We start from the raw sequence: 11,753 nt of genomic DNA, 5'->3' as shown, positions 1-11,753 counted from the left end.
CTCCACCGGAGACGGATCCGGACAAAATGTTGCCCGGCGACGCCCCGCCCCCTCGAACCTCATCTGATCGCGACATCCGCTACCCCCGTGGCGTGTCAATTCGACCAACAACACGACCGTACGGTGTGCATGTGCAGAAGACATTCACCTCATTAAGGGAATTCAGTGTCCGTTTGGACCAACGGTATACGTGACCGCCACCACTCTAATGCGCATATAGCGGTGATGGATTCGGAATCAGCCGAACGCGAGTGCGATCCGGCGGCCCGCCAGCAACCTCGTGCGCCGCACGTCCGCGTCGATGACGGCGTCGGCGTTGCGGTCCAGGCGGTGGTAGGACTTGGCCAGCAGCCAGTGCGCCGCCTCCGTCCCTATCGGGGTCAGCGGGCCTTGGTCGGACAGGCGGTCGCGCGCGGTGGTGACGTCACGGGTGACGAAGGCGGTGCGGACCTCGCCGCCGGCCAGCTCGTCGATCAGGAACACCATGGCGTGCTCGTCCGACGCGAACGTGTACGTGCAGATCAGGGCCAAGTAGCCGGCGTCGATCGAACGGTCGCAGATCCAGGCGCCGCCGACGGTCAGGGCGGGGCCCGCGGGGGTCACGGCGCTCGCCGCCCACTCGCGCGGACGGCCCGTGAGCACGGCGGCCAGGACGCGCAGCAGGGCGTGGTTGCGGCGGCTGGGCAGCGACACGGCGTGCTCGATCAGGCCCGCCCAGAACTCCTCGTCCGGCTGGAGGTCGGCGACCGCGCTGCTGACCGTCAGCTCCGCCTCCAGCGGGTCGAGCAGTTGCGGCAGGGCGCGGCAGCGGTGGACGACCCGCCGTTGCGCCACGGTCAGCGGCGTCCCCTGTGGACGGTGCACCACCACGATCGGCCGCCGCTTCGGGGCCTGCGTCTTCCGGCTCACCGCGCGAGGCTGGCACGTCGGGGCACGTGCCGGGACGCAACGCGCACCGGCTGCGGCGACACCACACCCGAAAGGGGACAATCGGCGGTCGTGGACTCCCTGCGCGAGGCGTTGTGGCGGGCCGCGGCGAACCGCCGGGCCCGGCTGCCGCGCACCTCCTCCCTCTCACCGGCCGAAGTGGACGACGCGGTGCAGGCGGTGTTGAGGCGCGCGTTCGACCACCTGTGGGAGCACGGCTGGCTGCCCTACGACGTGTACGAGGTCGTACGGCGCAACGAGGACGAGCGCGCGCTGTCGTTCCTGGTGGACTCACTGGCCCTCGAAGCGTCCCGCTACCCGGCGCTGCACCCGCGCTGGCAGGAGCAGTTGTCCGAGATCGAGGCGACGATCTGGTGGGACGTCCACCAGCCGCACCTCGACCAGTGGGCGAGCAGGCACATCGAGCTGCGCGACGACGCCGTGGCCGTCGCGGTGGCGGTGCTGTCGGTGCTGGTCACGTTGCCGGGGCTGCCGGTGATCGTGCCGAAGCCGGGCACGCCGCTGGCCGCGATCGACCACCACCACGTGGACCCGAAGATCCTCAACCGGGTGCGGGGGCTGCTGGCGAAGGCCGAGTCGACGGCGTTCCCGGACGAGGCCGAGGCGCTGTCGGCCAAGGCGCAGGAGCTGGTGACGCGGCACGCGCTGGAGCGGATGCCCGTCGAGGCGGCGACGACCACGTCCCGCCGGCTGTGGCTGGACAAGCGGTACTTCGACGGCAAGGCGCAGGTCGTGCACGTGGTCGCGGAGGCGAACCGCTGCCGGGCCGTGGTGTACGACCTGGGGTTCGTGGCGCTGGTCGGCGAGGAGCTCGACCTGGAGATCGTGGAGCTGCTGTCGGCGTCGTTGCTGGTCCAGGCGACGCGGGCGATGGTCGCGGCGGGTGAGAAGGCGCGCAAGGGCGACGAGGCGCGGTCGGCGGCGTTCCGCAAGTCGTTCCTGCTGGCCTACGCCCACCGGATCGGGGAACGGCTGCGTGCGGCGAACGAGGTGCCCGCCGACGACGACCGGCTGCTGCCCGTGCTGGCCGAGCGGAAGAAGGCGGTGGAGGAGTACTTCGGCGCGATGTTCTCCCGGACGGTCGCCAAGACGACCCCGGTGCGCAGCGCGGCCGGGTGGGACGCGGGCCGCTCGGCGGCCGACCGCGCCAACCTGTCGATCACCTGACCTGCGGTTTCCCGGAACTGTCGGTGCCCGTCCGTACCCTCTGCGTCATGACCACAGCGATGGACGTGCGCAGGTTGTTCAACGTCACGCAGGAGACCCGGTTCCACTTCAACCACTGGTACAGCAGGCGCAAGCACGTCGTGGCGCACGTGATGGCGCACGAGGCCGTGGCCGTGCACCGGATCACCGCCGACGAGGTCGAGGCCGCGTGCCGCGGCGCGCCGAGACCGGGCGCGACCGACGTACCGGAGATCCGCCAGTGGCGTCCGGATTTCGCCTTCGCGCACGTCGCGCACCACGTGGTGGAGGCGTTGGGTCGATTACCCGGCTGGCCGGAGTTCCGCGAGTTCTGCGAGGTCGACGAGCAGGCGCGGGGGATGTTGTGGACGCCGGCGCGTGAGGTGATCGCCGAGGTGGGGCCGCGGGGGCGGGAGGCGTTGCGCAACCGGGTGGTGTCGGACTTCGTGGGTTTCCTGCGGGACCTGTACGTGGTCGCGGTGCTGCGCGGGCACGGGCTGGACGTGCGGGTGCACCCGTTGGCGGACACCGTGTTCAAGGTGGACGCGTGGGTGGAGCGGTTGATCCTGAACCCGCGCGGCGGTCCCCAGCGGTCGGAGGAGCTGCTGGTGCACGCGATGCCGCCGTTCTTCTTCGCGGATTTGGGGGTGAGCGAGTACACGCAGGTGGGTGCGGCGGTGCTGCCCGTGCGGGCGCAACTGGACCGGGCGGCGCGGCGGCTGCGGGACGTGCTGCACCCGGCGTGAGCCATCATGGCCTGGTGCCGAACCTGGAGACGACGGAGGACGTCCGCGCCCGGATGAGCAAGCAGCGGTCGCGTGACACGGGGATCGAGGTGGCGTTGCGGCGCGAACTGCACCGGTTGGGGCTGCGCTACCGCGTGCACCAGCGGCCGGTGCGCGCGGTGCGGCGCGAGGCGGACGTGGTGTTCGGGCCGGCCAAGGTGGCGGTGTTCGTGGACGGGTGCTTCTGGCACGGCTGCCCGGAGCACGGCACGTGGCCCAAGCGCAACGGGGAGTTCTGGCGGACGAAGATCGAGACCAACCAGGCGCGTGACGCGAACACCGACCAGGTGCTGGCCGAGGCGGGGTGGCTCGCGGTGCGGGTGTGGGAGCACGAGGACCCGGCCGTCGCGGCGAGTCGGGTGCGGACCACGGTGTTGCAGCGGCGCGGTCGGCTAGCCTGAGCCTTGTGCTGTCCATGATCGACCTGTTCGCCGGCTGTGGCGGCATGACCTCCGGGTTCGCCGCGGCGGGCGGCTACCGGCCGGTCATGGCGGTCGAGTGGGACCTGCACGCGGCGGCCACGTACGCGGCGAACTTCGGCGAGGACCACATCCGCTGGTCCGACATCGCGGCCGTGCCGGACAGCGCGATCCCCGAGGTCGACGTGATCGTGGGCGGACCGCCGTGCCAGGGGTTCTCCAACCTGGGCTCGAAGGACGTCAACGACCCGCGCAACTCGCTGTGGCGCGAGTACCTGCGGTTCGTGCGGCGGGCGCGGCCGTCGGTGTTCGTGATCGAGAACGTCGACAGGTTCCTGGCCTCGACGGAGTTCGCGCTGTTGCAGGCGGAGACCGAGGGCTACGAGCTGAGCTACGGCATCCTGCTCGCGGCGGATTTCGGCGTGCCGCAACGACGTCGGCGCACGATCGTGATCGGCTCGCGGATCGGCCGCATCCCGCTGCCGGTCGCGACGCACCCGCGCGGGCGCTGGCACACGGTGGGTGACGTGCTGCGCGGGCTGCCGGAGCGGCCCGTGACGACGTCCTTGCCGAAGTCGGTGGTGGAGTTCTTCGGGCGGGAGCTGCCCGGCCCGTTCAAGAGCCCGGACCTGCACATCGGCCGCAACCCCACGCCGTTGTCGTTGGAGCGGTACCGGCACATCCCGCCGGGCGGCGGCCGGTTCGACCTGCCGCCGGAGCTGCTGCCCCGGTGCTGGCGGGAGAAGAAGACCGGCACGACGGACGTGATGGGCCGGATGCGGTGGGACGAGCCGTCGCTGACCATCCGCACCGAGTTCTACAAGCCGGAGAAGGGCCGCTACCTGCACCCGCAGTGGGAGCCGGGCGAGGACGGCCACCGGGTCGACCGGCCGATCACGCACCTGGAAGCGGCGCGCTTGCAGTCGTTCCCGGACTCGTTCGAGTGGTGCGGCTCGAAGATCGAGGTGGCGAGGCAGATCGGCAACGCCGTGCCGCCGTCGCTGGCGAGGGCCATCGCCGAGCACCTCAAGCCGTACCTGACGGGGGCCGAGCCGAGCGCCCCCGCGTGCCCTCTCTGCCGCTGACCACCCGCGGCTTCCCGAAATTGTCAGACCCCTCCGCTAGCGTCATCACCATGACGACAACCACGTACGAGAACGCGGTCCGCATCGGCTCCACGACCTACCAGGTGGTGGCGACGGCGGACCCACATCTGTCCGTTGACCTGGCCGGGGTGGACGGCTCGGGAGCGCTGGTGGCCGAGGGCACCCTCCGCCTGCCCGCCGACGCCGGCGCGAAGATCGGCAAGCTGCTCGCGCAGGTGCTGGAGGCGTTGGGCCGGCTGAGCGCCCCGTCCACCCCGCCGGCCCGCGACCGGCCGGCGAACGCCAACCAACCGTGGACGCCGGACCTGGACGAGGACCTGCGTGCCGACTGGCTGGCCGCTGCCGGCGACACCCCGACCACCGACCTGATCCGTTCGATCGCCAAACGCCTGGAACGCTCCCCCACCTCGATCAGGTCACGCCTGGTGAGGGTGGGCTGCGACCCGGACGTGCCGGGCCGGGCGCTGTCGGAGGAGGGCGCGGCGGTGCTCGGGGTTCAGGGTCGGGATCAGGGGAGGGTCAGGGGCAAACCCGATTCGGGGGGTGAGGCGGTCGAGTGATGCTCGTGGTGGACGCGCAGGGCGAGGAAAGGACCTCTCGTGGAGATCACCGGGCTCATCTCGGCGCTGGTCATCGGCGTGATCATCGGTGGCCTGGGTCGGCTGGTCGTGCCGGGCAGGCAGAAGATCTCGATGGTGATGACGCTTCTGGTCGGTATCGCGGCGGCCCTGGTGGGCACGTTCGCGGCATCGCTCATCGGCGTATCGGACACCTCGGGCATCGACTGGATCGAACTGGCCCTGCAAGTGGGCCTGGCCGGCCTGGGCGTCACCACCCTGGCCCGCAGGAGAACCCACCAACCACACTGACCGACCGGCCCTCACCCCGGCCGTTGGGTTGAGGTGGACCCGCACGGCTCCACCTCGGCTCCGCTCGATCCGGCGGGGCGGGCCGGGCTCAACTGAGCCGGCCCGCCGCCACCTCCAGCCGGCCCGACTCGGCTCCGCTGCGCTCGACTCGGCGAAGCCGGTCGGGATCCGCTGGCTCGACCACGGGTTGAGGTAGACCCGGATGGATCCCCTTCGGCATGGCTCCGCTCCATCACGCTGGGTGGGCCAGGCTGGACTGGGCCTGGGCTGAGCCCAGCCAGCGTGGTCCGCAGGGCGCGGCCGAGCCAGGTTGGGCTCGGTTCGGCTGGGCCGGGTTCGGCGCTGCTCCATCTGTTGGGGCGGCGCCGACTCGACTCGGCTTTGGCTCGGCCTCGGCCAGCTCCGGTCCGGCTGGATCGGGTTCGGCTGGCCAGGTCGGGCGAGTTGGGGCTGAGATCGCTCGGATTGGGCAGGGGCTGGCTGGGCTCAGTTTCCCGCTTCGCCTGGGCTGCGCTCGGCCGAGCGAGAGCGCTGGTTCGGCTAAGCCGGACTGGGCCCGACCCGACTGGGTTCGGCCCGAGTCGGCCCGACTCGGCCCGACTCGGCTCGGCTCGACTCGGCTCGACTCGGCTCGGCTCGGCCCAGCCCGACTGGGGTTCGGCTGGGGTTCGGCTCGGCTTGGCTTAGCAGGAGTTCGGCTCGGCCTGGCCCGACTCGGCCCGCCCCGACCCTGTTGGGCTGAGGTTCGGCCTAGCTCGGCTCGACCCGGCTCGGCCTGACTCGGTCCGGCCTGACTCGGCCCGGCTCGGCTCGGCTGGGGTTCGGCCCGGCCGGGCCCGGCTCGGGTGGACTGCACCAAACCCGGCCTGGCCCGGCTGGGGTCCGGCCTGACTCGGCTGGGCTGGGCCCGACCCGGCCCTGTTGGGCCGAGGTTTGGCCCGGCTGGACTAGGCCTGACTTGGCCCTGTTGGGCTGCTCGGCCCTGTTGGGCTGAGGTTCGGCTCGGCTGGGCTGGCTTGGGCTGGGTCTGACTGGTGTGAGCTGGGATCTTCGCGACGTGGCTGGCGGGAACCGGCTCGGCTGTGTCTTCGCTCTCCTCGGGCCTACTTCAGCTCCCCTGCCGCTCCGATTGGCGCGGCAGGCTGGGTTCGGCTCGCGGAGGTGGGCGGGGTGGGAGGAGTCCGGTTGAGGGGTTGGTGAGGGCGGATGGGGTGGGGTCGGTTGAGGGGTGGTGGTTGGTGGGGCGCATAGTGCTGGGGTGTTGGTGTTGCACGCGTTGGGCGTGAGTGGTGGGCGGGTTGGGGTTTGGGCTGAGGATTCTCGGTTGCCGGGGCGCGTTGGTGGGCGGTTGCCGCGGCGGGCGGTGAGGCACCCGTTTGCGGTTGGTGGGGAAGGGCTTCAGGAGTTGGTTGGTGGGGTGGTCGGGGAGGTTTCCGTTCGGTTGCCTTCTTCGGCTGGTGGGCCTGTCGCGTCGCCCGAGTTGGTTCGGGAGGGCGGTCGGCGTGGGGTGGTTCGGTGGCGGGAGTGGGTGGTGCCCGTCGTTTGGGTGGACGAGGTGGTGCTTGAGGGGTTGCCCGATTGTCGGGTTGGTGCGTCGGGGAAGTTCCTCGGTGATGTGTTGGGGTTCGCGGCCGAGCTGGTGCGGCGGGGGCGGGTCCTGCCGTCGGTTGACGGTGGTGGTTTCGGGCGGTGGCGCAGTGCGTCGTCCGGGGTGGACGCGTTGCGTTACGCGGCGTTGCGGGCCAGTGCGCCGCCGTCGTTCCGGGGGTCCGATGTGGGCGGTGACCTGGTCGAAGAAGTACTGGACCGGGCGGTGGACCGCGGGGTGAGGGCCGCGTTGCGGGGGCAGCGCCCCGGCAGCGAGGGCGTGGTCGGGCGGTGGTTGGGGTCGTTGGTCGGTGAGCCGCGGGTCATCGGGGACGCGGGGGCCTTGCGGTCCAAGGTGGCGGCGTGGCGGGCGAGCGGGTTGGGGCAGAGTCCTGTTCGGACGTGCTTCCGGCTCAGCACGCCCGACCAGGGCGGCATGGCGAAGGACGGGTGGCGGGTCGAGTTCCTGTTGCAGGCCGTGGACGAGCCCAGCGTGGTGGTGACGGCCGAGCAGTTGTGGCACAAGCAGGACGCGGTGCTGCGGCGGTGGGTCAGCCGGCCCGAGGACGTGCTGCTCGGCGACCTCGGGCGGGCGGGGCGGCTCTACCCGGCCCTGGACCGGGCGTTGTCCGCACGGCGGCCCGTGGAGTTGGAGCTGGACGTCGAGGGCGCGTACGACTTCCTCCAGCACGCGGCGGTGCTGGCGGAGGCGGGCTTCGGCGTGATGCTGCCCTCGTGGTGGCGGCAACCCCACCGGCTCGGGCTCCGGCTCACGGCCACCAGCCGCGGCACGGCCGGGCAGGTCGCCAAGGAGAGCGAGCTCGGGCTGAAAGTCCTGGTCGACTACCGGTGGGAACTGGCCGTCGGCGACGAGCGGCTGACCGAAGCCGAGTTGCAGTCCCTCGCCCAGGCCAAGGTGCCGTTGGTCCGGGTCCGCGGCCAGTGGGTGCACGTCGACCCGAAACGCCTCGCCGCCGGTCTCGCCTTCCTCAAGCGCGGCGGCGGGCAGATGACGGCCGCGCAGGTCCTCCTGCACTCCGGCCTGCACCCCGAGGACGCTGACCTGCCCCTCCCGCTCACCGGCGTCAGCGCCACCGGCTGGCTCGGCGACCTGCTGTCCGGCGAGGTCGAGCACCACCTAGAACCGGTCGGGCACCCGCCCGGCCTGGTCGCCGAACTGCGCCCCTACCAGCAACGCGGCCTGGCCTGGCTCGCGTTCCTCGACCGGCTGGGCCTGGGCGCGTGCCTGGCCGACGACATGGGCCTGGGCAAGACGGTCCAACTGCTCGCGCTGGAGGCGCACAACCGCGCGCACGGCAAGCGGCTGCCGACGTTGCTGGTCTGCCCCATGTCGGTGGTCGGCAACTGGCAGCGGGAGGCCGCCCGCTTCACGCCCGACCTCGACGTCCGCGTCTACCACGGCTCCGGCCGCGCCCTCGACACCGACTGCGACCTGGTCATCACCACCTACGCGGTCGTCGCCCGGGACGCCGGCAAGCTCGCCGAGGTCAGGTGGGACCGGGTCGTGCTGGACGAGGCGCAGAACGTCAAGAACAGCTCCACCCGGCAGTCCCAGGTGGTCCGCGCGCTGCCCGCACGGCACCGGGTCGCGCTGACCGGCACGCCGGTGGAGAACCGGTTGGCCGAGCTGTGGTCGATCATGGACTTCGTCAACCCCGGCGTCCTCGGCACGGTCAACACGTTCCGCGCCCGCTTCGCCGTCCCCATCGAACGCCACCACGACGAGGACGCCGCCGTCCGCCTGCGCCGCATCACCGGCCCGTTCGTGCTGCGCCGCCTCAAGACCGACCCGCGGATCATCACCGACCTGCCGGACAAGATCGAGGTCAAGCAGCTGTGCACGCTGACCCCCGAACAGGCCACGCTCTACCAGGCCGTGGTGGACGACATGCTGGCCAAGATCGCCGAAGCGGAGGGCGTCAAGCGCAAGGGCCTGGTCCTGGCCACGATGTCCCGGCTCAAGCAGGTGTGCAACCACCCGGCGCAGCTCCTCGGTGACGGTTCGCGCGTCGCCGGTCGTTCGGGCAAGCTCGCCCGGCTGGAGGAGGTGCTGGACGAGGCGCTGGCCGACGGTGACAAGGCGCTGTGCTTCACCCAGTTCACCGCCTTCGGCTCCCTGGTCGTGCCGCACCTGGCCGCCCGCTTCGACACCGAGGTCCTCTACCTGCACGGCGGCACGTCGAAGCGGCAGCGCGACGAGATGGTGCGGCGGTTCCAGGACCCGGACGGCCCGTCGATCTTCGTGCTGTCGCTGAAGGCGGGTGGCACGGGTTTGAACCTCACCGCCGCCAACCACGTCATCCACCTCGACCGCTGGTGGAACCCGGCGGTCGAGGACCAGGCCACGGACCGGGCGTTCCGCATCGGCCAGCGCCACCACGTGCAGGTGCGCAAGTTCGTCTGCGTCGGCACGCTGGAGGAGCGCATCGACCGGATGATCGAGGAGAAGCGCGGCTTGGCGCAGCTCGTGGTCGGCGCGGGCGAGGACTGGCTGACCGAGCTGTCCACCGGCGAGCTGCGCGAGCTGTTCGCCCTGTCCGGGGAGGCCGTCGGTGACTGACTGGCACGGCTACCGCCCGCCGTCGCGCCCGATCCGGGTCGAGGGCGGCCTCACGTTGCGCAGCAAGCGGGGCGACATCGCGCAGACCTGGTGGTCGCGCCGGTTCCTGGAGGTGCTGGAGTCGTTCGGCATGGCGGGCCGGCTCGCCCGCGGCCGCGCCTACGCCCGCACGGGCCAGGTGATGAGCCTGTCCCTGTCGACGAGCCTGGTGGTGGCCCTGGTGACCGGGACGCGGCCGGAGCCGTACCGGGCGCGGATCGGGGTGCGGAAGTTCAGCGACGACGACTGGCGGCGCATCGAGCACGCGTTGGCCGACCGGGCGATCTTCGCGGCCAAGCTGCTGGCCGGCGAGATGCCGCCGGAGATCGAGGACGTGTTCGCCGACCTGGGCCTGACCCTGTTCCCCGGCACGATGCGCGAGCTGCACATGGACTGCACGTGCCCGGACTGGGAGGTGCCGTGCAAGCACCTCGCCGCCACCTGCTACCTGCTCGCCGAGTCGTTCGACACCGACCCGTTCGAGATCCTGGCCTGGCGCGGGCGGTCCCGCGAGGACCTGCTGGACCGGTTGCGCGAGCTGCGCGCGCCCGTCCCGCCCGAGGAACCCGAGCCGCATCCGGAACCGAGTGAGGACTCGTTCGAGAGCTTCTGGGTACGGCCGAAGGTGGCCGAAGTCGTGCCGGACCTCCCCGAGACCGCGGCCGGCCGCCCGGACGCGCTGCTCGACCAGCTCGAACCGCTCGTCGTGGACGGCCGGTCGGTGACCGAGGCGCTGCGCCCGCTCTACCGGCGGCTGGCCGAGTAGCGCACCGCCCCGCGCCCGACCGCCACGTCGAGCGACCGAACCGCGCTCACCCACCCGCGACAGAAGGCAGGATCCGCACCTCCGCATCCGGGCCCAGCGAGGTGTCCGGGCCGGACAGGCGGCGGCACTCCTCGCCGTCCACGTAGAAGTTCACGTAACGGCGCAGGCCGGCCCGTTCGTCGCGCAACCGGCGGTCCAGCAGCGGGTAGCGCTCGGCCAGGTGGTCGAGCAGCGCGCCCAGCGTGGCGGGCTCCGGCAGGTCGACCTCCAGCTTCGCCTGGTTGCCCGCCGTCTGCCGCAGCGGCCCGGGGATCAGCACGAGCACCCGCACGTCACACCTCCGCCGCGCGCACGCACACCACGTCGGGCAGGTGCTCGGCGATCCGCTGCCAGCTCTCGCCCTCGTCCGCGCTGGCGTACACCTCACCCGAGCGCGACCCGAAGTAGACGCCGGCCGGTCGCGCCGCGTCCACGCACATCGCGTCACGCATCACGGCCGTCCAGAAGCCGTCCGGCAGGCCCTCGCGCAGCGCCTCCCACGACGCCCCGGCGTCCGCCGACCGGTACACCGCGCACCGGCCCCCAGGCGGGAAGCGCTCGCCGTCCGCGGTCAGCGGGAAGTTGTAGATCACGTCCGGGTCGTGCGGGTGGCTGACCATGGCGAAGCCGAAGTCGGCGGGCAGGCCGTCCGCGATCGACGTCCACGTGCCGCCCGCGTCGTCCGACCGGTACACGCCGTGGTGGTTCTGCAGGAACAGCCGCTCCGGCCGGGACGGGTGCCTGCTCACCTTGTGCACGCACTGGCCGAACTCCGGGTACGGGTCGGGCAGGAAGTACGCCTTGATCCCGGTGTTGCTCGCCTCCCACGACGACCCGCCGTCGAACGTCCGGTACACGCCGCCGGTGGACATGGCCACGGTCAGCTTCAGCGGGTCGACCGGGTCGGGCAGCACGGTGTGGACGGCCTGCCCGCCGAACCCCGCGCCCCACTGCTCGCGGTGCGGGTGCTTCCACAAGCCCTCCACCAGCGAGTACGTCCGGCCGCCGTCCTCCGAGCGGAACAGCGCGGACGGCTGCGTGCCCGCGTACACGACCTCCGGGTCGGGTGTCAGCGCGAGCTGCCACACCCGTTCCAGCGAGGTGTCGGCCGGGAACGCGATCGGCGCGTGGTCCGGCTCGTCCCACGTCACGCCGAGGTCGTCGCTGGTCACGACGGTCGGCCCGAAGTGGGAGCTGCTGGTGCCGACCAGCAGCCGCGGCCGGTCGCGGCGGTGGTCGATCGCGACCGCGTAGACCTCGGTCATCGGGTGGTGCGGTCCGCTGAGGCTCCACGACGCGCGGTCGGCGCTGGTCGCGAGCCACAGGCCCTTGCGGGTGCCGATGGCGAGCAAATGCATGGCGTACTCCTCGGTCTGTGACGCGCAGCACACTACGCGCGGGCACCGACACTCGCGTCCCCAGCGCGCGA

The 11,753-nt window shown here is 71.9% G+C and carries 11 protein-coding genes; 8 read left to right on the top strand and 3 right to left on the bottom strand.

All coding sequences use genetic code 11. From position 1 onward, the window contains the following. Positions 1-237: 237 nt before the first annotated feature. Positions 238-909 carry a hypothetical protein gene (locus LZG04_RS01315; protein ID WP_233812391.1) on the bottom strand — a complete coding sequence of 224 codons (672 nt, stop codon included), beginning with the start codon at positions 907-909 and terminating at the stop codon, positions 238-240. Between the two features lie 90 nt (positions 910-999). Here LZG04_RS01315 and LZG04_RS01310 point away from each other — a divergent pair, with 90 nt between their 5' ends. The 8 genes from LZG04_RS01310 to LZG04_RS01275 all read left to right on the top strand — a co-directional run bounded on the left by LZG04_RS01310 (position 1,000) and on the right by LZG04_RS01275 (position 10,285). Further along, the gene (locus LZG04_RS01310) at positions 1,000-2,115 is read left to right on the top strand and encodes a DUF2786 domain-containing protein (protein WP_233812390.1); all 1,116 of its coding nucleotides are present in this window, start codon (positions 1,000-1,002) and stop codon (positions 2,113-2,115) included. A 47-nt stretch (positions 2,116-2,162) separates the two neighbouring features. Further along, positions 2,163-2,879 (top strand): hypothetical protein, encoded by a 717-nt coding sequence (locus LZG04_RS01305; RefSeq protein ID WP_233812389.1) that lies wholly within the window; start codon positions 2,163-2,165, stop codon positions 2,877-2,879. Positions 2,880-2,893: 14 nt separating this feature from the next. Then, positions 2,894-3,319 carry a very short patch repair endonuclease gene (locus LZG04_RS01300; RefSeq protein ID WP_308198905.1) on the top strand — a complete coding sequence of 142 codons (426 nt, stop codon included), beginning with the start codon at positions 2,894-2,896 and terminating at the stop codon, positions 3,317-3,319. 14 nt (positions 3,320-3,333) lie between these two features. Next, the gene (locus LZG04_RS01295; RefSeq protein ID WP_233812586.1) at positions 3,334-4,422 is read left to right on the top strand and encodes a DNA cytosine methyltransferase; all 1,089 of its coding nucleotides are present in this window, start codon (positions 3,334-3,336) and stop codon (positions 4,420-4,422) included. Between the two features lie 50 nt (positions 4,423-4,472). Next, the gene (locus LZG04_RS01290) at positions 4,473-5,003 is read left to right on the top strand and encodes a hypothetical protein (protein WP_233812388.1); all 531 of its coding nucleotides are present in this window, start codon (positions 4,473-4,475) and stop codon (positions 5,001-5,003) included. Between the two features lie 39 nt (positions 5,004-5,042). Then, entirely contained in the window at positions 5,043-5,312 is a 270-nt protein-coding gene (locus LZG04_RS01285; RefSeq protein ID WP_233812387.1) for a GlsB/YeaQ/YmgE family stress response membrane protein, read from the top strand. A gap of 1,531 nt (positions 5,313-6,843) precedes the next feature. After that, positions 6,844-9,480, top strand: a complete 2,637-nt coding sequence (locus tag LZG04_RS01280; protein ID WP_374202777.1) for a DEAD/DEAH box helicase — start codon at positions 6,844-6,846, stop codon at positions 9,478-9,480. Next, complete coding sequence (locus tag LZG04_RS01275) at positions 9,473-10,285, top strand: SWIM zinc finger family protein (protein ID WP_233812385.1); 813 nt, start codon at positions 9,473-9,475, stop codon at positions 10,283-10,285. The genes LZG04_RS01280 and LZG04_RS01275 overlap by 8 nt, the downstream gene beginning before the upstream one ends. A 46-nt stretch (positions 10,286-10,331) precedes the next feature. Here the strand turns inward: LZG04_RS01275 and LZG04_RS01270 are convergent, their stop codons facing one another. Further along, complete coding sequence (locus tag LZG04_RS01270; RefSeq protein WP_233812384.1) at positions 10,332-10,616, bottom strand: MoaD/ThiS family protein; 285 nt, start codon at positions 10,614-10,616, stop codon at positions 10,332-10,334. Between the two features lies 1 nt (position 10,617). Continuing rightward, entirely contained in the window at positions 10,618-11,682 is a 1,065-nt protein-coding gene (locus LZG04_RS01265) for an exo-alpha-sialidase (RefSeq protein WP_233812383.1), read from the bottom strand. Positions 11,683-11,753: the final 71 nt, after the last annotated feature.

Origin of the sequence: Saccharothrix sp. S26 (assembly GCF_021390395.1) — a bacterium.
In the GTDB taxonomy this organism is placed as follows: domain Bacteria; phylum Actinomycetota; class Actinomycetes; order Mycobacteriales; family Pseudonocardiaceae; genus Actinosynnema.
Note: the sequence above shows the minus strand (reverse complement) of the source record. Positions and strands in the feature narration are given on the sequence as shown.

What these genes read in the sequence shown, in the direction of transcription:
- LZG04_RS01265 (WP_233812383.1), bottom strand. Translation starts at nt 11,682, where the DNA reads ATGCATTTGCTCGCCATCGGCACCCGCAAGGGCCTGTGGCTCGCGACC.
- LZG04_RS01305 (WP_233812389.1), top strand. Translation starts at nt 2,163, where the DNA reads ATGACCACAGCGATGGACGTGCGCAGGTTGTTCAACGTCACGCAGGAG.
- LZG04_RS01290 (WP_233812388.1), top strand. Translation starts at nt 4,473, where the DNA reads ATGACGACAACCACGTACGAGAACGCGGTCCGCATCGGCTCCACGACC.
- LZG04_RS01295 (WP_233812586.1), top strand. Translation starts at nt 3,334, where the DNA reads ATGATCGACCTGTTCGCCGGCTGTGGCGGCATGACCTCCGGGTTCGCC.